Annotated in this window: 18 protein-coding genes and 1 riboswitch; of the genes, 7 read left to right on the top strand and 11 right to left on the bottom strand. The window is 39.8% G+C overall.

Annotated features, from left to right (window positions below; all coding sequences use genetic code 11):
* Nucleotides 1–75: 75 nt before the first annotated feature.
* The 6 genes from LDX58_RS19625 to LDX58_RS19600 form a co-directional block, all read right to left on the bottom strand.
* Nucleotides 76–1,896: a polysaccharide biosynthesis protein gene (locus LDX58_RS19625; protein WP_227938623.1), complete on the bottom strand. Its 1,821-nt coding sequence runs from the start codon at nucleotides 1,894–1,896 to the stop codon at nucleotides 76–78.
* A 232-nt stretch (nucleotides 1,897–2,128) separates the two neighbouring features.
* On the bottom strand, nucleotides 2,129–3,016 hold the full coding sequence (gene galU / locus LDX58_RS19620; RefSeq protein ID WP_227938621.1) for a UTP--glucose-1-phosphate uridylyltransferase GalU: 888 nt from the start codon (nucleotides 3,014–3,016) through the stop codon (nucleotides 2,129–2,131).
* Nucleotides 3,017–3,277: 261 nt separating this feature from the next.
* Nucleotides 3,278–3,421, bottom strand: a complete 144-nt coding sequence (locus tag LDX58_RS19615) for a hypothetical protein (RefSeq protein WP_227938619.1) — start codon at nucleotides 3,419–3,421, stop codon at nucleotides 3,278–3,280.
* Nucleotides 3,422–3,900: 479 nt separating this feature from the next.
* Complete coding sequence (locus LDX58_RS19610; protein ID WP_227938618.1) at nucleotides 3,901–4,671, bottom strand: tyrosine-protein phosphatase; 771 nt, start codon at nucleotides 4,669–4,671, stop codon at nucleotides 3,901–3,903.
* A gap of 45 nt (nucleotides 4,672–4,716) precedes the next feature.
* Nucleotides 4,717–5,412: a CpsD/CapB family tyrosine-protein kinase gene (locus LDX58_RS19605; protein ID WP_227938617.1), complete on the bottom strand. Its 696-nt coding sequence runs from the start codon at nucleotides 5,410–5,412 to the stop codon at nucleotides 4,717–4,719.
* 17 nt (nucleotides 5,413–5,429) lie between these two features.
* The gene (locus LDX58_RS19600) at nucleotides 5,430–6,122 is read right to left on the bottom strand and encodes a YveK family protein (protein ID WP_227938616.1); all 693 of its coding nucleotides are present in this window, start codon (nucleotides 6,120–6,122) and stop codon (nucleotides 5,430–5,432) included.
* A gap of 177 nt (nucleotides 6,123–6,299) precedes the next feature.
* Here LDX58_RS19600 and LDX58_RS19595 point away from each other — a divergent pair, with 177 nt between their 5' ends.
* A complete protein-coding gene (locus LDX58_RS19595) occupies nucleotides 6,300–7,208 on the top strand; it encodes an LCP family glycopolymer transferase (RefSeq protein ID WP_227938615.1) in 909 nt (302 codons plus the stop codon).
* Between the two features lie 101 nt (nucleotides 7,209–7,309).
* A riboswitch (cyclic di-GMP riboswitch) is annotated at nucleotides 7,310–7,396 on the top strand.
* Between the two features lie 47 nt (nucleotides 7,397–7,443).
* Nucleotides 7,444–7,569: a hypothetical protein gene (locus tag LDX58_RS26145; RefSeq protein ID WP_265416776.1), complete on the top strand. Its 126-nt coding sequence runs from the start codon at nucleotides 7,444–7,446 to the stop codon at nucleotides 7,567–7,569.
* A 99-nt stretch (nucleotides 7,570–7,668) separates the two neighbouring features.
* Here LDX58_RS26145 and LDX58_RS26140 read toward each other — a convergent pair whose 3' ends face one another.
* Together LDX58_RS26140 and LDX58_RS19590 are read right to left on the bottom strand one after the other, a co-directional pair.
* Complete coding sequence (locus LDX58_RS26140; protein WP_265416775.1) at nucleotides 7,669–7,794, bottom strand: hypothetical protein; 126 nt, start codon at nucleotides 7,792–7,794, stop codon at nucleotides 7,669–7,671.
* A gap of 83 nt (nucleotides 7,795–7,877) precedes the next feature.
* The gene (locus LDX58_RS19590; protein ID WP_227938614.1) at nucleotides 7,878–9,221 is read right to left on the bottom strand and encodes a C40 family peptidase; all 1,344 of its coding nucleotides are present in this window, start codon (nucleotides 9,219–9,221) and stop codon (nucleotides 7,878–7,880) included.
* Between the two features lie 267 nt (nucleotides 9,222–9,488).
* On the opposite strand from LDX58_RS19590, the gene LDX58_RS19585 reads away from it, so the two are divergent.
* A complete protein-coding gene (locus LDX58_RS19585) occupies nucleotides 9,489–10,835 on the top strand; it encodes a L,D-transpeptidase family protein (RefSeq protein WP_227938613.1) in 1,347 nt (448 codons plus the stop codon).
* Between the two features lie 437 nt (nucleotides 10,836–11,272).
* Here LDX58_RS19585 and LDX58_RS19580 read toward each other — a convergent pair whose 3' ends face one another.
* Nucleotides 11,273–13,765: an Ig-like domain-containing domain gene (locus tag LDX58_RS19580; protein WP_227938611.1), complete on the bottom strand. Its 2,493-nt coding sequence runs from the start codon at nucleotides 13,763–13,765 to the stop codon at nucleotides 11,273–11,275.
* 186 nt (nucleotides 13,766–13,951) lie between these two features.
* Here LDX58_RS19580 and LDX58_RS26135 point away from each other — a divergent pair, with 186 nt between their 5' ends.
* From LDX58_RS26135 to LDX58_RS19565, 4 genes are all read left to right on the top strand, one after another.
* Entirely contained in the window at nucleotides 13,952–14,083 is a 132-nt protein-coding gene (locus tag LDX58_RS26135; protein WP_265416774.1) for a hypothetical protein, read from the top strand.
* A gap of 54 nt (nucleotides 14,084–14,137) precedes the next feature.
* Nucleotides 14,138–16,501, top strand: a complete 2,364-nt coding sequence (gene secA2, locus LDX58_RS19575) for an accessory Sec system translocase SecA2 (protein WP_227938609.1) — start codon at nucleotides 14,138–14,140, stop codon at nucleotides 16,499–16,501.
* A 23-nt stretch (nucleotides 16,502–16,524) separates the two neighbouring features.
* Nucleotides 16,525–17,424, top strand: a complete 900-nt coding sequence (locus LDX58_RS19570; RefSeq protein ID WP_372459254.1) for an accessory Sec system S-layer assembly protein — start codon at nucleotides 16,525–16,527, stop codon at nucleotides 17,422–17,424.
* A 245-nt stretch (nucleotides 17,425–17,669) separates the two neighbouring features.
* Nucleotides 17,670–18,416 (top strand): hypothetical protein, encoded by a 747-nt coding sequence (locus tag LDX58_RS19565; RefSeq protein WP_227938605.1) that lies wholly within the window; start codon nucleotides 17,670–17,672, stop codon nucleotides 18,414–18,416.
* Nucleotides 18,417–18,465: 49 nt separating this feature from the next.
* Here the strand turns inward: LDX58_RS19565 and LDX58_RS19560 are convergent, their stop codons facing one another.
* Both LDX58_RS19560 and LDX58_RS19555 read right to left on the bottom strand, forming a co-directional pair.
* A complete protein-coding gene (locus LDX58_RS19560) occupies nucleotides 18,466–19,806 on the bottom strand; it encodes a transglycosylase SLT domain-containing protein (RefSeq protein ID WP_227938603.1) in 1,341 nt (446 codons plus the stop codon).
* 519 nt (nucleotides 19,807–20,325) lie between these two features.
* A complete protein-coding gene (locus LDX58_RS19555) occupies nucleotides 20,326–20,787 on the bottom strand; it encodes a hypothetical protein (protein WP_227938601.1) in 462 nt (153 codons plus the stop codon).
* Between the last annotated feature and the right edge of the window lie 37 nt (nucleotides 20,788–20,824).

Raw genomic sequence — 20,824 nt, 5'->3', positions numbered from 1 at the left:
AATCACGTATCTTTCCTTCTTTTACCTTAAGCCATCTCAAAATCAAATATACTTTAACAAAAATTGCCCACTACTCTATTTAACCCCACTCAAAACCCTCAACCCACCAACCCGAAAATTAGCAATATCCAACAACTCCTGCCGAAGCGCTTCCCGATCCTGTCCACCAAAACGCTCGACCAACTCATAAGTCACATTAATATTAACCTCCGGCGTCTTCCCCCGGTAAATCTTCGGATAAACCTGCTCATTATGCACTTCATCCTCCCCAAGCAACTCCTCAAACATCTTCTCCCCAGGTCTCATCCCCGTAAAACGAATCGGAATCTCATCCTCCGTATAACCAGACAACTTAATAAGGTTTCTCGCCAAATCCACAATCTTAACCGGCTCCCCCATATCAAGCACAAATACCTCTCCACCTTCAGCAAGCGCCCCCGCTTGCAACACAAGTCTTGAAGCTTCCGGAATCGTCATAAAGTAACGAACCATATCCGGATGCGTAACCGTCACAGGCCCACCATTTTGAATCTGCTGCTTAAAGAGCGGAATCACACTACCACGACTTCCAAGCACATTCCCAAATCTTACTGCCACAAATCTAGTATCGCTAACCATATCCATATGCTGTACAACCATCTCAGCAATCCGCTTCGTTGCCCCCATTACACTTGTAGGGTTAACCGCCTTATCTGTCGAAACCATCACAAAGGTATTGACCTTCGCTGCATCCGCAGCTTCAGCCACATTCTTCGTTCCAATCACATTATTCTTAACAGCTTCTTCTGGATTACGCTCCATTAAAGGCACGTGTTTATGAGCAGCTGCATGAAAGACAACATGCGGCTTGCGATTAGTCATAATCGATAACATCTTCTCTCGATCCTGAACATCGGCAATCTCAGTCGATATATTCAACTCTGGTGCCGTTCGTCTCAACTCCATCTCAATCGAATAAATGCTATTCTCCCCATGTCCAAGTAAAACAAGCTCTTTCGGAGAAAAAATAGAAATTTGACGACAAATTTCCGAACCAATTGATCCACCAGCACCGGTAACAAGCACGGTTTTGCCTTTGATATACTCTGCAATTCCATCAATGTCGAGCTCGACTGGATCTCGTCCGAGTAAGTCTTCTACTTCTACATCTTGAAACTGAGTAACCGATACTTTCCCTGACATAATATCCTCAATACTAGGGAGGATTTGTGTTTTTGCTTTTGTTTTTGAACATTCTTGAAAAATTGTGTTTAGCTCTTTTCTAGAAAGGGAAGGGATTGCTATAATGATCTGCTCAATTTCTAACTTTTTAACGGTTACCTCTATTTCTTCTATCCCACCAACAACTGGCAGGTTTAGTAATTCTAAATGTTGTTTTGTGAAATCATCATCCACAAAGGCAACTGGACTTAATTCAGATTCTTGACTTTGTTGGAGTTGTCTAGCAACCATTGTTCCACCTGCTCCAGCACCGATAATCAGCGTATTTTTTTTGTATAATGCTGGTTTGATGTAATAATCTCTATAAAGTCTCCATGAAAAACGTGAACCACCAATAAAAAGAATGTGCATCATCCAAGTGATCGCTAATGTTCGTAAGGCAATCTCTTGAAAGAAAATCAGCTGAACGGCACCTGCTACCGCAACCGAAAACGTAACAGCTTTGAAGATTCCCGTTAGTTCAGAAATGCTCGCATATTGCCAAACCTTTTTATAGAGGTGATATTTATAAGCAAAAAAATGATGACTAACTAACAAAGTGATAGCACTAACAAGTAAGACAATAGTAAAAGGATTTGCTAAAGGGATTAATAAAAAATGACTAATAAAAATGGCCGTTAACACAATAAGCGAATCAACTGTAACAAGAGCAGCTATACGTTTGCGATATGACATAAATTGTTCCCCTTTCTAAGGTAACTAAAAAAGGTCGGTTTACACCTTTTTAGTTGCCTTGAAGCAATGAGTGTAGCCGTTGCTTTCTTTTAAGCCTGTTATGAGTGGGTTTCTCATAACAGGCGCGCAACGTGCGGAGCCATTGCCCTTCTTCGAAAATCTTTCATAAATCTTTTAAAGGTATTAAAACCAACCAAGAAGGGATATCAAATCCCTTCTTTTAAATAAAGCACTATTTCAACACAATCTTATTCTTATTAAGAAGCTCTTCTATTTCACTTAACAACGGCTCTCTTAACTCTTCATTTTTCAAAGCAAACTTTAACGTCGTCAACACAAAACCTAACTTCTCCCCAACATCAAAACGTTCCCCTTCAAAATCATAAGCATAAACAGACTGTATTTCATTTAACTTTTGAATCGCATCTGTTAACTGAATTTCTCCACCTGCACCCGTTTCTTGGTTTTCTAACAACCCAAAGATTTCAGGTGTTAATAAGTAACGGCCCATGATTGCTAAGTTAGAAGGAGCTGTGCCTTGTGCTGGCTTCTCAACAAAGTTACTCACTTGATACGTTCTACCATCTTGTGAAATTGGATCAACAATCCCATACCGATGTGTTTGATCGTCTGCTACGGTTTGAACTCCTATAACAGAAGAGCCAGTTTCATTGTAAACATCAATTAATTGCTTCGTACAAGGTGTACTTGCCTCCACAATATCATCACCAAGTAAAACGGCAAACGGTTCATCCCCGATAAACTTACGTGCACACCAAACGGCATGACCTAATCCCTTAGGCTCTTTCTGACGAATATAATGAATATCAACTTTTGAAGCAGCTTGTACTTTATCAAGAAGGGCGAATTTTTCTTTTTCAATTAGATTTTGCTCTAATTCAAACGCATGATCAAAATGATCCTCAATTGCACGTTTTCCTTTACCAGTGACAATAATGATATCTTCAATTCCTGCAGCAATCGCCTCTTCGATAATATATTGTATGGTTGGTTTATCAACAATTGGTAGCATTTCTTTTGGCATCGCTTTGGTTGCCGGGAGGAATCTAGTTCCTAATCCCGCTGCTGGGATAATCGCTTTACGTACTTTTCTATACACGGTGAAACCTCCAGTGAATTCTTATATGTCTTTATCTATTATTAAAACCTTAAGCTACTAATCTTTTTTAATTAAGGTAAGACCGATAGCTTAAGGTTCTAAGTTGTTTCTTTTGTTTATTTAAAAAAAGAGGCATCCAACCCCTCCTCACATCACACCACTGACGACAAAATGCGTCTAAGGTTCAGTCGAACCCACAGCGTAATCGAGTGCCTCCATCGATAAGGGCAAGGAGGCATTGCCAAAAGCTCTTCACTTTTCTTAACGAGTTTCTTCTAGCTTCCTTTGCGCTATTGCTTGCTGTAAAAGCTGGTGAATGACATCGAGCTTGTCCTTCGGTGCATCTTGTTTTATATACCTTAGTGCTTTTACGATTGATTTAGGCATTTGGTCTAACTCTTTCATATTTAACATTCCTTTACATTAAAAGGGACAAGAATTTCCCTAAACCCTTGTTTGACATTCAATATCCTTTAGTTACGCCAACTCTATAAACAGGACTAAAGACCTTTTGCGCTTTCCATCAAAAAACGACAGTTATCTCTTAACTCGTCTATAATAACACAGGTCAAGCAAAAATCTTTATCAAAATTTAGGTTTCCGAAATTTACATATTCCTTTGTGGAATAAGATCTCATGCTAATAAAGATCTATTTTGGCACTTTACTAGTTTAATAGGTGTTCCTACAAAATTCAACAAATAGCGTGCCACATCATTCGACATCTTTCGCAAAAGTCAATAAGAAAGCCTTGTGAGTATTGACTCAGAAAAGAGTCAGGAATTGACTGTTCTACTCCATGTAAAAACACCCTCACTTTTAAAGAATAGGGTGTTACTTCTTCGCTGAAGCCCCAAAAGGCAAAACACTAAACCTAGACACACTCTAAAAGAAACTAAATAGCTTTTTCCGTTTCTTCACCGGTTCAGGTGGCAGCATGTGCACATGATTATTATTCAATAGTAATTCAGCATTTTCTTTAAACTGATAAACCATATCCATCCCAAAAACATCTTCAAGCACCGAATAACCTTCCTGAAATCGAAAAGGCCGTTCTCCAAGATTATGCGCATCCGATGCTAGAAAGTGCGTTAAATTCGCCTCAATCAACAGCTCTGTAAACTTCTTCACATTCTTCCCTAAATGCCCTGTCAAACTAGATGTAGTCACTTGCGTTAATGCTCCATTTGCCACCATCTCATACAAAACCTCAGGCCTCTCAGCAAATACCTTGTTCCGTTCCGGATGAGCAATAATCGGTGTATATCCTTTCAACTGCAAATCATAAAACAACCTGGTTGCATAACGAGGAATACTATTAGTCGGAAATTCAATCAATAAATAAGAACTCTCTGGTGTCATCGGTAGCACATCGCCTAAGTCGATGTGCTGAATCATTTCACCGTGTAGTCTAATTTCTTGGGATGGATTCACATGTATGTTTATATCAGCTTCTTGTAATGCTTGATTAAACTCTTCTACCTGCCTTAAAACTGAAGGTCCACTATTTTCAAAAGAGGGGTGTTGATGGTGCGGTGTTGCAATGATCGTTGTAATGCCTTCAGCTTCAGCTTGTCTCGCTAACTCTAAACTTTCTGCTAGAGTCTTAGGGCCATCATCTACGCCCGGCAAAATATGACAATGTATATCTATCATAGTTCGCTATCCCCTCTCCTTATAATCTAGTCAATTATAATTATTTTAGTTATTCGCATAATAGTAATAATGACCAGAATCCATTTCCTTATTGTTTAATACCGCTCCCAAAATTCTTGCCTTCACCTTTGTTAATTGTTCTTTTGCCTTTATAACTGCTTCCCGTTCCGTTTTCCCGCTCGATAAAACAAGAACAGTTCCATCACATTTACTCGCAAGAATTTGCGCGTCTGTTACGGCCATGACTGGTGGAGTATCAATAATAATGGCGTCAAATAATACTTGAGCCTCTTCTAAAAGCAAATTCATCATGTTTGAGTTAAGTAATTCAGCAGGATTTGGTGGGATTGGACCGCACGGTAATAGTTTCAGGTGTTCTACTTTTGTTTGTATGACCGTGTCTTCTAATAGTCCCTGTTTCGTTAGAACATTCGTTAATCCACTCATATTTGGAACACCAAACGTATAATGAGCCGTTGGTTTTCTCAAATCTGCATCAATTAATAAAACAGACATTCCATTTTGGGCCATGACAATAGCGAGGTTGGCAGCCGTTGTTGATTTCCCCTCTCCTGGCCCTGCAGATGTCACGACAATCGTTTTAATTTCGTGATCAATCGCAGAGAATTCAATATTCGTTCGAATCGTTCGATATTGTTCCGTAATCGGTGAACTCTTGCTTGTATCAGCAATCAGGCTTCGTTGGTTATTTCCTTTAGGTTGCTTTTGTCTACGAGACACGTTCTCCCTCACTCCTTCTACTTTTTCTTTCCTTCATTAGTTTCCATCGTTGCAACGACGCCTAAAATAGGTAGTTCTAAAATATCTTCAATGTCTTTTTCTGTTTTCATGGTTGTATCTAAATATTCCAATAAGAAAGCAAGTCCAACAGCTGTCATTAAACCAACGACAAAAGCAATCGCCATATTTAATGTGGGATTTGGTTTAATCGGAGATGGTGAATCACTTACTTGTGCTTGTGATAAAACACTAACATTATCTACATTCATAATTGAGACAATTTCACGTTGAAACACGGACGCGACTGTATTGGCAATTTTAGCAGCGATCGCTGGCTGTTCATGTTCAACGGTAATATTGACCACTTGTGAGTTATTTTGACTTGCTACACTAAGTTTACTATTTAATTCACTTACTGATTCAGTAAGATTAGCTTCTTTGATAACCTTTTCCAAAATGATCGGACTTTTAATAATTACGTTATACGTATTTATTAGTTCAATGTTTGTACGAATATCAGCTTGGTTGAAAGCCTGATCTTGTTTGGCTTGGTTTACTAGGATTTGCGTAGAGCTCTGATAGATTGGTGTTAATAGAAAGTAGCTAACAAGCGCACTGACTAAAACAGCAATAATAGGAATAAGGACTATAAGCTTCAATCGTCTTTTTAACGTTTGAAAGATATCTTTTAAACTAATTGTTTCTTCCATTCTAATTGAAAACCTCCTAAAATTAGTAACATGACAACAAAAAGGATTATATCACAGATTGTCGTATGCTGTTGAAATTTTTGTTGCTCACTAGTAACAATTTAACTATAATGACGTAAGTAAATCTATACTATTTTTCTGGAAATCATTAAATTCAATAGAGAAAGGCGTACAATTATGAAGAAAAAAATTCTTATTACTCTAGGCCTTATTTTCGGTGTTGCTTTGTTAGCAGTTGTAGCTTATGGTTTTTATTTGTATAAATCAGTGACGGATACGGTTCAGGAAATACATGAACCGCTTGAGCGAGAAACGGATAAAAGAAAAGAAGAAGTGGATGTCGATAATAGGCAGCCCCTTTCATTCTTAATAGCAGGTGTTGATTCCAGAGGAGATGATCACTCTGGTCGCTCTGATACGCTTATTATCATGACAGTTAACCCTGCAGAAGAATCGATCAAAATGCTTAGTATTCCTCGTGATACTCGTACTGAAATCATTGGAAGAGGCATACAAGATAAGATTAATCACGCCTATGCTTTCGGTGGTGTGGAGATGACGATGGATACGGTTGAGAACTTTTTGGATATTCCGATTGATCACTTCGTCAGTATTAATATGGAAGGATTTAAAGGCTTGGTGGATGCTCTTGGCGGTGTGCCGGTGAACAATGCATTTGAATTTCACCAGAATGGTTTTACGTTTAAAGAGGGGGAACTATTCTTAAGTGGAGAAGAGGCACTTGCTTACTCTCGCATGCGTTATGAGGATCCTCGCGGAGACTTTGGACGTAATAATCGCCAACGTGAAATTGTTGAAGCGGTTATTCAAGAGGGAGCTCAAATTAGTTCGATTACAAAAGCTGGAGATGTATTAAATGAAGTTGGGAAGTCTGTACGAACGGATTTGACGTTGGATGACATGTGGAAGATTCAATCGAATTACAGAAGTGCACGTCATTCAGTCGAACAAATGGAGATCAAAGGTTCAGGAACGAAGATGAATGGCGTTTATTACTTACAAATTCCAGATGAAGAAGTAGCAAGGGTACAGTCTGAATTAAGAACTCATTTAGGGTTAGAATAAAATGAACGCAATAGTCACTCTTATTCATTTTGAGAGTGACTTTTTTATTTGAGGAAATCACTAAAACTTTGTCATATATTGTCGATATATATATTGAGATCATACGACAATAGCAAAATCACCGAAAGATGATGACGCAAAGCTATAGGGGCTTCATTGGAAAACCACTATGCCAGCCAGCTGCCGAAAGGTTTGTCCTCCGTATGATTCATTTTACATTACTGGAGGTATACATATGTTTTTAACACCCGAACAAATGCAAAAAAGGAAAAAGGTTAAGGGGTATATTATTATCACTTTAGCTTCAGTAGTAGCGATTGCATTAGCTGTTGGTGCTTCGCTGCTTGGTAATCTGCTTTAAACGAATTGGTATTGATGCTTTCGCTTTTGCGGGAGCATTTTTTATTTGAAATCTTTGGAAGTTAAAATTTTCACTTCGTCGTTGTTCTGCAAATTGATCCTACTCGCCGTTGCCTTTGCTTAGTCGTTGCGTTTTAAACACCGTTTTCGAATGCAATGTGCCTTTATCTTTTTCGGAGTGGCTGCTGCTTGTTATTAAGTGAACACCGTTTGTTTCATCATCCATCCCTTCGCCCCTTTTCACTTCTATTTATTTCAACAAACTAAAAAACTCCCTCACTTTTTTTATTAGAATGAGAGAGTCCTTTTTTAATAGAGTCGCTTCGCTCCGAGGTAGCGTTCACTCCAATAGCTACTATTCATATTCGCAATGGTCACTCCCGTTGATGAGCCGCTATGTACGAATTGGTTGTTGCCAATGTAAATACCGTTATGGGATGGGCCAGCAGAAATCGTTTCAAAGAATACGAGATCTCCTACAGCTGGTTGCGCAACTGTTTTCCCTGCATTCCACTGCTGCGCGACGGTACGTGGAATTGAAATGCCTTGCTTATTAAAGACATATTGGATAAGGCCGCTGCAGTCAAACCCTGCAGTCGATGTACCGCCCCATAAATAGGGTACTCCTATGTAATTAGCGGCTTCAGCAACTAGATTGGTGACAAGGGCAGCAGGACTTGCAGTTGGTTGTGTTGGTGCTTGTTGTGCCGGTGTTGTCGCCACAGGTTGAATCGAAGGCGCCTGTGCTGCAGGTTGATTCGTAGCCAAACTGTTCAATGTATTTAACGTTTTGGGCCCAGCAATCCCATCTGCCGTCAATTGATGTAGACGTTGCAGGCTGCGAACGGCCGCTGCCGTGACCTCTCCATAATATCCCGTTGGCTCTTGATCGAATAATCCTAGAGAGCGTAACTTTACCTGTAACCCAGTAACCGCTGTACCGCTGCTACCGATCTTGAGTACGGATATTGTTTGTGTGGATGCTGATGGTGTCGTATTGACTACCGTTCGACTTGCTATTTTCTCATCTCTAGTTTCCGTTTGATAAGTAGGTGCTTGAGCCGTTGTTGGCTCATTGATTAAAAGCCCAAGCGTTTGTGGTCCAACAATGCCATCGACGACAAGGTTATTGGCTCGTTGGTACTCTTTCACTGCCGCTTCGGTAATTCTTCCAAATTGACCTGTAATCGTGTAATTGTAGTGACCACGTTCCTTTAACTTTTGTTGCAGTTGCTCGACTTGTGTACCGCTTGATCCAGATCGCAATAAGGTTGTCGACTGCACGACTTGGCTTGAAGACTGTGCCGTTACAGTTTTAGCACTTGCTGTATGAGCTTGTCCATCCATTTTCTTTAAAAGAACCCTTAACGTTTGTGGACCGGCAATTCCATCTACTTGTAAGTTATGCTTAGCCTGAAACTGACGGACTGCATCTGCTGTAATCGATCCATAGTAGCCTGTTGAGCTGGGATGGGTAAAAAAACCTTTATTCTTAAGCGTATCTTGTAAATCTTTTACGTCGGGATCATCCATTCCGATTCGTAACGTTTGATCTCCAAGGGCTGCATCTGCTGCAAGTGGCGTCGCAAGCATAAGACCTGTTGCAAACGTCGAAGAAAGGACGACTTTTTTGAGTGTTGATGCTTCCTTCATCTAGAGAAACCTCCTTTTCCAAATGTTCACTAATTTTTTCTTTATTTTACCTTTCTTTTCTATATTATTCTAGCTTCTTTTTAGATTCCCTTTTATCTATTCATAGTTTGTGGGGGAATTCTATTATTTACTATCGCACCCGTTTTTGAACTATCGTATAATGAGGATGTTAAAATCTGTTATTGCGAGGTGCGTTCTTTGAAATTATCTGTCCTTTTTAACGTTTTTCTTAGCGTCATCGTCCTTGCTCCCATGTTTTTATGGACGATGACCACAGAAGCGGCTACCTATTCTCAAATGAATCAACTGACTTCATCGGAGCAAGTCATTGTGGTAACCGCTGATCGAATCGGCAACCAAAGAGCGACTCTTCAAACCTACGAAAAACAAAATGGTCGCTGGGTGAAAGTCCATTCACCGATGCAAGCCGTCCTTGGTACTAGCGGTATCGATCACAAAACAAAGGAAGGTGACGGCAAAACCCCGATAGGAGTGTTTGAACTTGGCACTGCATTTGGACATGCTCCCAAACCTTCCGGAGTAAGCATGCCTTACCGTCGTGCAGGGAGCCATGACTATTGGATTGATGACCCTTCTTCCCCAGACTACAATAAATGGGTGAATTTTTCGGGAAATCCGCAAGCAAAATGGAAAAGCTTCGAGCGAATGAATCATCCATTATACAAATACGGTGTCGTCATTAACTACAACATGAACCCGATTGTACCGGGTAAAGGAAGTGCCATCTTCATCCACGTCTGGAGCTCATCTACGAGTCCCACTGCAGGCTGTGTGGCGGTATCCGAGCAAAGCATGGTTCACTTATTGCAATGGCTTGATCCAAACAAAAACCCTCTCGTTGTTCAAGGTCTACCCAACCAAGTGAATTCACTACTTGAAGCGCATATTAATGCAGAAGCGACCAAGCTAGTTGGCGAAGCGCAAATCAGCGCCAACAACCTGCGCAGTTTTTACCAACTGCAAAAGCCTGAAGATGCTGTCACAAACACTGCATACCATACTGCATATAATGAAACCAGACAGAACATTTTAACGGCACAGCGCGCGCTTGATGCAGTCACAAATAGACAGCGAAAAGATTGGCTTCAAGAACAACTCCGATACGCAGATGAATTACGAGTAAGAGCGGCGCGGATTATTGATGCAACGAAAACGAGCCAAGGATTGCAGAATGCTCAAGCGAACCTGCACAGTTATGTAAGCAAAGGCGTTCTGAATCAAGATGCAGTCGATGCATACCATCATCTCTCTAGCGAAATTAGACGAACCGAGCGGGCCGTTTACCGGATTTATGGAGCGGGCAATCGAGATTTAGCCGGTCAACAATTTGTCCTTCCAGCGAAAATTGAACGAGAAACCGTTATTTGGGAAGTGACGATCTATGAAGTGTTGAAGCGGATGGAACAGGATATTAATAATGGCAATCTCGCTACGATTGATGAAGACTTTGCTTTACTGAGTCGTTTAAAGGTTCGAAGTCTTGATATTAAAGCAGCAGGAAACAAGCTCCATCCTGGAATGTACCCAGATCTTCCCGCGTATACTGATTTCCTTAATGAGTGGGAAGATCGTTTGAGTGGAATGGTGGAGTAAGTTGATGTGAAGATCTCCTAGAATCTGAGGCCACTGAAATAGGTAAGATTTTCACCTTTTTCAGTGGCCTTTAGAATCTAGGGGGTTTTTGTTTTTACTTATAGATAGAGTATCTTAAATGTAGATCGCTTTTTTTAGAGGTGACAGCAGTTTGATGCGCGTGCAAAAAGAGTTGTGTTCGGTGCATTTATTTTTGTTTTTGTGCAATTAGTTGTATTTCCTTTGCAATTAATTAGATAGTCGTGCAATTAATGACCGATTGCGCGCAATTAGCATGCGAGCGGTTGCTGAACCCGGGCGGGAGTGCTATATTTTGCTGGTAATAAGAAAAAGGAGATGCAAGTGAACCATGCATCTCCAAACTGATAGATATTTACTGACTTAGTTTCGTTTCACACTTCATATGAGAAGGATCTTTAAAATCTTCTGTGTTCCGATTAAGGAGTAAATCCTGTATCCGCATTAATCGCCACTTCAGATGTATAATCATCGCCCACTACTTCAAATACATGTTCTCGCTTCGTATACCATTCTCCCGTATACCAATTTTGAACTCGGTTACTATCTAGCCTTAAGTACGTCATTGATAGATTGCTATTCCATTGCGAATAATAGTCATAGATAATCTTCTCTGCTTCTTCACGTGTTAGGTCTAAACTTCGATCTTCGAAACTTTCAAAGCTCATATCCGCTAACTTCCAGTCTCCATTTTCACTTTCTAGAGTGATGGTATAGTTTCCACCAAAAGTAAGATGCCCTTCAAACTCAACGGCATAAAATTGGATCGTTTTAGGAGTTTGACTGACGACCTTCCACCTGATATCTTCCTCTAACCAGGGGAAAAACATCCAATCGCAAGAATAACAAGCCTCTTCATAAAACGCTTTAATTGGCCCATCTATAAACGATTCAGTCCCATAGTTTAGTAGAGTTGAACGAATGTCACTAAATGCTGGGATATCCGGATATTGTTGATGAATTTCACTTCCACGAATTTCTTCCCAGATTGCTCCGGATACAGAAGAGTAGATCTCGATCATTTCCTCTTTTTCTTTTTCCACATAATTGCCTGCAATAGTAATGGGGATTTGAGCTTCTACCGTCCCATCTTCCCCATTTCTATAACTGATCATGACTGTCGTTTGGGCTCCAGGTACAGCGCCAAACCGTGCAGTCACATAGCCTAGTGAATTGACTCTTACGACATCATTATTTAACGAAATCATCTTGATGTTGGAGTCCGGAAATTCTAGCTCATCAATGGTATTAAACCTCTTACCTTGCAGATCAAGTTGAATATGCTCACCTGGTTCTAATACAACCTCGTTCGGTGTCACGAGTAACTCATCATATGTACAAGTTGAAAGATGATTAAGTGGCATAGACCAAACTGGTAGCGTGTATTTCTTTAATGGCTTTGGTTCTTTACCGATTAAGGCATTTGCTTCTAGAAACAATTCCTCTTTTCTATTGAAGCAAACGTTCTGCAAATCAACTTCGCCGTTTATTTCAAACTTATATCCCCCGTCTAGATTGATACCACCTAACGTAAATTGCAACACCTCAGCATTCACATTAATTCGCGGCCCCATTTTCCCTTTAATCGTGCCTTTTAGTATCCCTATTTTTGCTTCGGATGTATATCTTGTCCGATTAAATGGAGTGAAGGTATCATCGATAGTTGTCGCACCAACATTAATGATTAATGAGTCTTTGGATGAGACACTAAGATTCACTTCACCGCTTCCTTCTAGAAATAAACTTAAATTAATAGAAGCACCAGCGATTCCATATGCTTTGACGGGAATTTTAATAGGAAGCTTAGGAATTTGAGTCGGGGGTGGATTGAATCCTTGAACCATTGGAAAATCCAGTTTTAAATTCGACTCAAATCCACTCGTAAACTCTAAGTGATTTATATTTAATCCCTTAGTGTCTAAATGGATTTCTGGTACTAAAAAAGTGATGTCTCCATTTAACATAGCCGGCCCCGGGTTGTCCCCTTTAGGAAAAACTTCAATTCCTTCAAATTTCACATGAGGATCGCCGTTTTTCGTTGTAATCGTTATTTTCACGTTCGGGTCAGTCGCTTGACTGTAGACGACCTCGTTACCATCCTCAGATACTTCTTCAATCGCGTTAGGGAATAGTTCTGGGTCAATCTCAAAGTCAGTGGCTTTAACCGGAATGGCTTGGGAAAGGTCAATTTCTTCAAGGACTTCTTCCATAGTCGGTTCCTCTGTCACCACACTGGTGACGTTAGCTTCTACTTTAATGGAGACCACTTTCTTGGCCCATCCCATTGGATACTCTTCTGTTGGAGGTAAGATAAAAATATCTCCTTTTTCTAACTTCGTAATCTCTTCCGGAGCGCCATCAAAAATAAAGAGGTTGTCTTCCACCGACAACAGTTGGGCTCTTAACAAAGTTTCTTCTTCTAATTCAATTACATGATCTTGGTAAATAACCTCATTGGCACTATCAGAGCGAGTCTCAAAAGGTGGACTTAGTTCTTCTTCAAAATCACCTGTTTCAAATGATTGTTTTACACCTTCATGTAATGAACGTTCCTTTGTTGAATAAACGCGCTCACCGACAAAAAGTGTATACGTTTGAAAAGGTTGATACCCATCTAGAGGTGGTAAGACCTTTACAGTCGTCCCATGATCAACGAGAACCGTTGTAGTCGACACAACCTGGTCTCTTTCATCTTTCACAAAAATGTGATCAGACGTAATAGCCGATAGATCGACATCCTCGTTAAATTCAATGGTCCATTCCTTATTTAAAGGTACATTTTCTACTGAATCTATCACTCTCCACTTTCCATCCTCTTCAGCTGCCACAATCGGCGCTGAAACGTGGATGAACGGTAACGTACACAGAACGATAGTAAATAAAAAGAACATCTTACTTACAAAGTTTTTCAATATAAGTCCTCCTCATACATTTAACATTTTTTGCATTTCCACATAATTCTTCTATAATTATACATAATTGGTAGTTTGTTAGTCCATAAGTACGATTAAAAAACTCGTACTAAAACACGAGAATAGCTTTTGTTCATATTTTAATAGCTTCAGATAGAAATTTATCATTCCAGCAGAATGACAGGAATGGTTGATATGGTTGGAAAAACGCTTGAAGGAAAAGCGGGGAAATCTAGCAAGAAGATGGCGATCAATTTGGAAAATAAATTGAAAATAGAATCATCTCATATAGATAAGGTTTTATCGTTAATGTTATAATTGATTGATGAATACTTCTATGTCTTTTTTACTAGAAGTAAGGAGAGAAAATTAATGTTATCTTACATAAAACAAATTGTTGGTGATCAACAATTCAAAGAACTTAAGCACTATGAACTGCTTGTTCAGGAAATAAATGTCCTTGAAGGGGAGTACCTGCAATTTTCAGATGAAAAGCTTCGCGAAAAGACTTTTTACTTCAAGGAGCAATTGGCTCAAGGCAAGAGTATCAGCGATATTACTGTTGAGGCATTTGCCATTGTCCGTGAAGCCTCAAGACGTGTGCTTGGTCTGCGCCATCATGATGTTCAATTAATTGGTGGATTGGCCCTTACTGATCAAAACATTGCGGAAATGCCCACCGGAGAAGGAAAGACCTTAGTTGCCACTCTGCCAAGTTATTTACGAGCCCTTGAAGGAAAAGGGGTTCATGTGATAACGGTAAATGAATATTTAGCCAAACGTGACCGAGAATTAATCGGACAAGTCCACGAATTTCTCGGCTTAACGGTTGGTCTAAACCTCCCTCAGCTCAGCACCGCAGAAAAAAAAGCGGCCTATCTTTCTGACATTACGTACGGGGTTGGAACGGAATTTGGTTTTGATTTTCTCCGCGATAATCTGGTTTACAATCAAGCCGACAAGGTTCAGCGTCCTTTTCACTTCGCGATTATTGATGAAATTGACAGTGTTTTAATTGACGAGGCGAAAACGCCGTTAATTCTAGCGGCTAAATCAGAAGTTAATACGAGTCTATGCTATATCTGTGCCAAACTCGTAAAAACATTCACGTCTGAGGTTGACTATACCTTTGATCCTCTGACAAAAGCAGCCAATCTAACCGAACATGGCATTACCAAGGTTGAGAAGGCGTTTGGCATTGATAACTTGTATGATTTAGAGCACCAAACTCTTTATCACTTTGTCATCCAAGCACTACGAGCACATGTCATGTTCAAACTGGATGTAGATTATATCGTGACAGATGGAGAATTAAAGCTCATTGATATGTTCACTGGGCGAATTATGGAAGGGCGCTCTTTTAGCGATGGCTTACATCAAGCACTTGAAGCAAAGGAAAATCTGGACATTACCGAAGAAAATAAAACGCAAGCGATGATTACCATTCAAAATTATTATCGGATGTATCCAGGCTTATCTGGGATGACGGGAACGGCCAAAACCGAAGAAAAGGAATTTCAAGCTTTGTATTCCATCGATGTTATTCAAGTTCCAACGAACAAGCCTAGAATCCGCATCGATCATGAACCGCTTCTTTTTATGACGAAAGAAGCCAAATATCAAACAGCTGCAGAAGAAGTGAAGAAACGTCATGTAATTGGTCAACCTGTTTTAATTGGAACAACCTCCATTCAACAATCAGAAGAGATGGCTGCTTATTTAGAGAATAGCAACATTCCGTATCAGCTTTTAAATGCCAAGAGTGTCGAGAATGAAGCAAAGTTAATTTCTCTAGCTGGGCAGAAACATCAGGTTACCATCGCGACGAACATGGCAGGGCGTGGAACTGATATTGAGCTTGGTGAAGGTGTAAGTGAACTCGGTGGCCTGTTTGTTCTTGGGACAGAACGTCATGAAAGCCGAAGAGTGGATAATCAATTGAAAGGGCGATCTGGTCGCCAAGGTGATCGTGGTGAGACCCAATTAATGACATCCGTTGAAGATGATATTGTCCAACGCTATGCTCAGGAAGAATTGGATAAGGCGATAAGGAAATTCTCTGTTAACCAAAACGGTTTGATCACGAGTAAAGAGGCCTATAAGTTAGTCGATAAAGCACAGAAGTCATGCGAGAACCACAACTACTCCATTCGTGAGTATATCCTACAGCTAGACAATATTGTCAATGAGCAACGTTCCATCATCTATCAAAAGAGAAATGAGATTTTAAAAGCGAACGAGCTTCTTCCGGTCATTCATTCAATGATGAAAAACGTTACCGATCAAATCGTCGATCAATCGTGCTCAAAGGAACTGTTGCCAGAGGAGTGGGACTTAGACGAGTTAACATCGATTCTCTCTACTCTTTCGATACATGTCAATCTCACGAATAAACGTCGTTCTCTATTGGAATTAACAGATATTAAGGAACTCGTTAATACGGAAATAAGTTCGATCTTCTATCAATTAGACTACCTTCCGCAACAGCGGGTAGGTATTGATTTAAAAAAACTATTGCTAGCGACTATAGACTATCATTGGCTCGAGCATATTGAAGAGATGAATCGGTTAAAAGAGGGGATTGGGTTGCGCGGATATAGCCAAGAGGATCCTATCAGAATTTATAACCGTGAAGCTTTTCAATTATTCCAACACATGTATCAATCATATGAAAGGGATGTTAGCATCCGTTTCGCCAAAGTAATCACGCCTTTAATGAATAAAAGCAGTCATTAGGTTTTGAAAGGAGTATGAATGTAGTGGGATTCTTATTCAAGAAAAAGGGGAACAACCAACCTTCCTTAGAAGGGGCTGAAAATACAATCTTGTCAAGCGATCTCTTAGAAGAAGAGACACCTCCATCTGGAAAAAAGGAAGTGGAAACAACACTCTCCTTGCATCCTTCTTGGAATATAAGCAAAGAGGATTTGTATGTCTATCAATTTTTACACCAAGATTTGCCGCCATTACAATCCAATCAATTGTCTTTACACGGAATCTCCATTGAGGGAACGAGTGATAGCTTTAAAGTAACAGCTTTTGTCAGAAATGGACTACAGAAAGCCGTTAGATTAAAAGACGCCAAACTTGCCCTAATTGGTCGAGATGATCAAACACTTGCTGAAAAGATATTTAAACTTGGCGAACTTGGGCAAATCCCTGCAGCAAGTAGCCGTCCTTGGTTGTTTGAATTTAAGACAGAGGATATGATTCTTTCAGATGTACCTGATGAGGGCTGGAAATTGGCTTTTTCACTAAGTCCATCCGACCAAAAGCATGCACTCGACCTAGACGAAAAATGGGAAAAAGCCTTAACGGTTGCATCGAAGCAACAGCTACAAGAAAAAGTAGAGAAATTGCCTCCCCTTCAACCTGGAGAAGTTAACTTTCTTGGATTACAAGCCAAGTTTGATCGAAATGGTCTGTTGCATGTCACGATGCTGATTCGTAATGGTCATGACAAAGCCTTGACACTAAAGCAGCTCTCCCTTCAAGTAGAGGATGCCGCTAATGATGTCGTTGCTAAAGGTGGCTTTAAACTGGATCCACTTGTGATTAAAGCGAATACGAGTAAGCCATGGACGTTTATTTTTACGAAAGATCTGTTAAAGAAGGACAAGCCTGACTTATCGAAGTGGAAGGCTACTCCGGTTAGATAGAGTTGTACCGTCATTAAAACGTTTGGAGGACGATTTCCAAGCGTTTTTGATTGGTATCATGACTAAGCTTTTACTCTTTTTCTAATTTAAGAGGGTTTATGATGATTAATTAGCTCGTTTTACTATAAATCATCTGTCATTATTAAACATTTTTTACTATTTCCTTTAATAAAACAGTAGATATTGCATGACTTTTTCAGTAGACTTACTAATGGAGAGATAAAGATATATTGGAGGAACCCAAGATGAAGAAATATATAGGAATAGGTGCTGCTGTACTTGTTGTTGTTTTGATCGTTTCGATCGTAGCCCTTTCAAACAAAATTTCGGAACAAACATCTACACCGACTGCTACTGACGCGACTGGAGAAATTCAAGATGATGAGAACGTGGAAGCTGAAGCTACAACCGAAGAAATGGAAACTGGTTTAAATCCCATAGTCAACGTATCAGCTGAGTCTTTTAATGAAGAAACAGAAAAAGATGAAGAGCTTTCTAATGAAGCCACATCTAGTTTGAAGGGTGAATCAGAAGGCTTTGTTGCTAGCGAAGTTTTCGTTGGTAAACAGGTTGCCAAAACAACGATTACATTTAAACCTGAGACGAGCAGCGCTGAGCGTGAAAAAGTGATTCATTCATACACAGATAAAGTCAAAGACAAGTACCCGGAGCACCATGTTGAAATTATTGTGAAAGAGGAAGGAAAAGAAGAACCTGTCGAAACGAAGTATGCGTTAGGAACTGCTAATTCATTAGGTGGGCTCGTTCAAAATCTTTTTGATGTAGAGACAGTTGCTGCCGTTCCTTTAAAAAGCTTACCACACCCTAATTCTGACCTGCGTATATTCGTTAAAATGAAGGGTGAAGAACCACTTTTAATGGAGTTTAACCCTGAACTTTATGATAATACTGGTGGATACTTTGTAACGGTTTCTGCAAGTACGTATTCAGTAGAAGAGTTAGAACAAGGCAAGGTTGAGTATTATAAATAAAGAAAAGCTGCGTTGGGGCTTGTGCTCCGCGCAGCTTTTTTCTATCAATCTATTGAATTGAAAAGTCCATTTGGATGGCGCTTTCTAAAACTTCTCCTTCTGCTGATTCCACCCCATCAATATGAAGGGTATACGCTCGATCTGTTTTATAAAGTTCTTCTCGCGGTTTCACCGTAATGGTCATGTCCTCTTGATTATACGTGACCGTCCCTCTTACCCCATTGCCGCGATCATCCCGTACATAAACCGTACGTGCTTGTACAGTTTCTTCATTTAAAGGTTGGTTAAAGGCGATTGTCCATTGTTTCTCTTGGTCAACTGCTCCCATTTCTTTCTCCCATGGAGCAAACTCTTTTTCTTTTAAATGACGTAAATTAGAGGAAGTCATAAATCCACTGATGTTGTCACCTTGAACCTCGTATTGAATGTAGTGATTATTTCTATTTGTGTCCTGGTAATACGGACCGCTGATGATTTCAACTTCTGTATACAGCGGGATGCCTTTTGGATTACCGCTTTGCATATCTGGCACACTACGCAGATTTCCATAAGCATAATCATCCTTATCATCTGGCTCTAATTCATTTAAAATCATAGCCCGGTTTCCCGCATCAAACATCTGAGTCGAATAAGTGATTGCATCCGGCCAATTTAATTCAGGCGAAGGAAATTTCATAATTCTTGACTCAATAATCTCGAAAAACGGGACTTGACTTACATTTGTCTGCACGTAACTATTACTTCTAATAATATTATAAATTTGACCTTGGTACGTAGAAACTCTGCTAAATGGGTTATTATAGCCAATCCCCTCCCCGTCAAGACCAAGTCCATTATAAGCCATTAAGGCAAAATACCAGTTTTCTAGAATCATTGGGTCCATAGCATTAATGCGAGGAATGATTCCTCCACTAAAATCATTCCAACGTTCTAATAAGATATCAATTCCAGCTTCAATATTACATTCGATATCATATTTTAGCCTGTCTTCATCAAAACGATTTTCTTCTATTCGGCTTGGTGTAATTTGCATAATCCCAATTCCACCATCAATCACTGAAATCTTTGGTTTTCCATTTTCAAACTGCTTTGACTGTGACTCTTTCTCCGCGATCGCCTTTAAAATCTCAGGCGGTATTCCATGCTCTAATGCTTTTTCCGTAAGCATTTGACGCAGTTCCGTTTCGGATGGATTCACCCCCACTCTCTCTTCTTCTTGAGCGGACTTAACCAGTTCCTCTTCCGCCTCTGAATCGTCTACAAGAGCTTCACTTTTCTTCAGCTCGTCTTCTTCTATAATAGATTCATCTATTTCCTCTGCAAACACCGACTGTTGAGTAAATAATAAACTTGATGTGAATAAACATATGACTATTAGTTTCTTAAACACTTCTATATCAGCTCTCTTCCTATTCTATCAAACTACCAAGAAATACCCAGTACTTCCCAAAGGAAATTAAGTTATCCACATACCCATAAAAGATCTTGTTCAAAAAAGGAAAACCGCCCTTTTTGAACCCTTTAATATCCTCTCTCCTAATGCGGCGTTGCAATGGCTTCACTCACTGCGCGTCTATCCGAGAAAACCACTCGGATCGACTTAAAACATTGCAGTGGCTTCGCTCATTGCTTCGAGCTTGTTCAAAAAAGGAAAACCGCCCTTTTTGAACAAGCTCTAAAAGTGACTATTTTTATAAGACTGATCTAGTTAGACTAGAAGTAGGAATGGAATTAAAAATTCTTCAATCCAAAGTACATTGCTCTAATTATCGAAAAATTCCACACCAAATTCTCGTTCGATCACTTACTTACAATTCTTTCATAAAATAAAAAGCACTTAGTTTCGGCTTGAATCCACCTTAGCTAAGTGCTTATTTACTACCACTAACGATTACTCATAACCGTTCGCTTAATAGATATCTACAACTTTAAATGGCTCTTCTTCTTGGTCACCAGCAACTGGTGTGAAGACTAATTGACCATTATTAACACTTGGGATAAGGAATTGGTTTGATTCCTCTGTCGGTACAGTATTAGTAATTAGTCCAAATACCTCTTCTACTGATTTACCAGCATTTGATGTTAACCCATTAATGAAAGCATCTAATGTAATAAAGCGGTCAGCATTATCCTGGAAACCATAAGGGACTTTCAAATTCGACCCTTCAAAGATATGATCACGTAATCCATGACCTGGAGATGTAATAACAACAATCAACTGGTCTAAACTTACCACTGCTTTACCTTCAGTTGTTTCAAAAACAAACCCTTTAGTCGGTGACGCTGCTTCAGCAGGAGCCGTCTGTACAAAAGCAGTAGCAGCTACAGTACCTACTAAAGCCGCAGCAAACACTTTATTTGAGAATTTCAAATAAAAACCTCCTATCTTCTACAAAGCTCTACCCGAT

Source organism: Alkalihalobacillus deserti (assembly GCF_020734105.1).
GTDB lineage: Bacteria > Bacillota > Bacilli > Bacillales > Bacillaceae_D > Halalkalibacter > Halalkalibacter deserti.
This window is presented reverse-complemented; position numbering and strand designations above follow the sequence as displayed.

Bases quoted from the DNA above. Each gene is read 5' to 3' on its own strand.
- LDX58_RS19595 (WP_227938615.1), top strand. From the start codon at position 6,300: ATGAAGAAAAAAATTCTTATTACTCTAGGCCTTATTTTCGGTGTTGCT.
- LDX58_RS19610 (WP_227938618.1), bottom strand. From the start codon at position 4,671: ATGATAGATATACATTGTCATATTTTGCCGGGCGTAGATGATGGCCCT.
- LDX58_RS19585 (WP_227938613.1), top strand. From the start codon at position 9,489: ATGACCACAGAAGCGGCTACCTATTCTCAAATGAATCAACTGACTTCA.
- LDX58_RS26145 (WP_265416776.1), top strand. From the start codon at position 7,444: ATGTTTTTAACACCCGAACAAATGCAAAAAAGGAAAAAGGTTAAGGGG.
- LDX58_RS19565 (WP_227938605.1), top strand. From the start codon at position 17,670: ATGAAGAAATATATAGGAATAGGTGCTGCTGTACTTGTTGTTGTTTTG.
- LDX58_RS19600 (WP_227938616.1), bottom strand. From the start codon at position 6,122: ATGGAAGAAACAATTAGTTTAAAAGATATCTTTCAAACGTTAAAAAGA.
- LDX58_RS19625 (WP_227938623.1), bottom strand. From the start codon at position 1,896: ATGTCATATCGCAAACGTATAGCTGCTCTTGTTACAGTTGATTCGCTT.
- LDX58_RS19615 (WP_227938619.1), bottom strand. From the start codon at position 3,421: ATGAAAGAGTTAGACCAAATGCCTAAATCAATCGTAAAAGCACTAAGG.
- LDX58_RS19590 (WP_227938614.1), bottom strand. From the start codon at position 9,221: ATGAAGGAAGCATCAACACTCAAAAAAGTCGTCCTTTCTTCGACGTTT.
- secA2 (WP_227938609.1), top strand. From the start codon at position 14,138: ATGTTATCTTACATAAAACAAATTGTTGGTGATCAACAATTCAAAGAA.
- LDX58_RS26140 (WP_265416775.1), bottom strand. From the start codon at position 7,794: ATGGATGATGAAACAAACGGTGTTCACTTAATAACAAGCAGCAGCCAC.
- LDX58_RS26135 (WP_265416774.1), top strand. From the start codon at position 13,952: ATGGTTGATATGGTTGGAAAAACGCTTGAAGGAAAAGCGGGGAAATCT.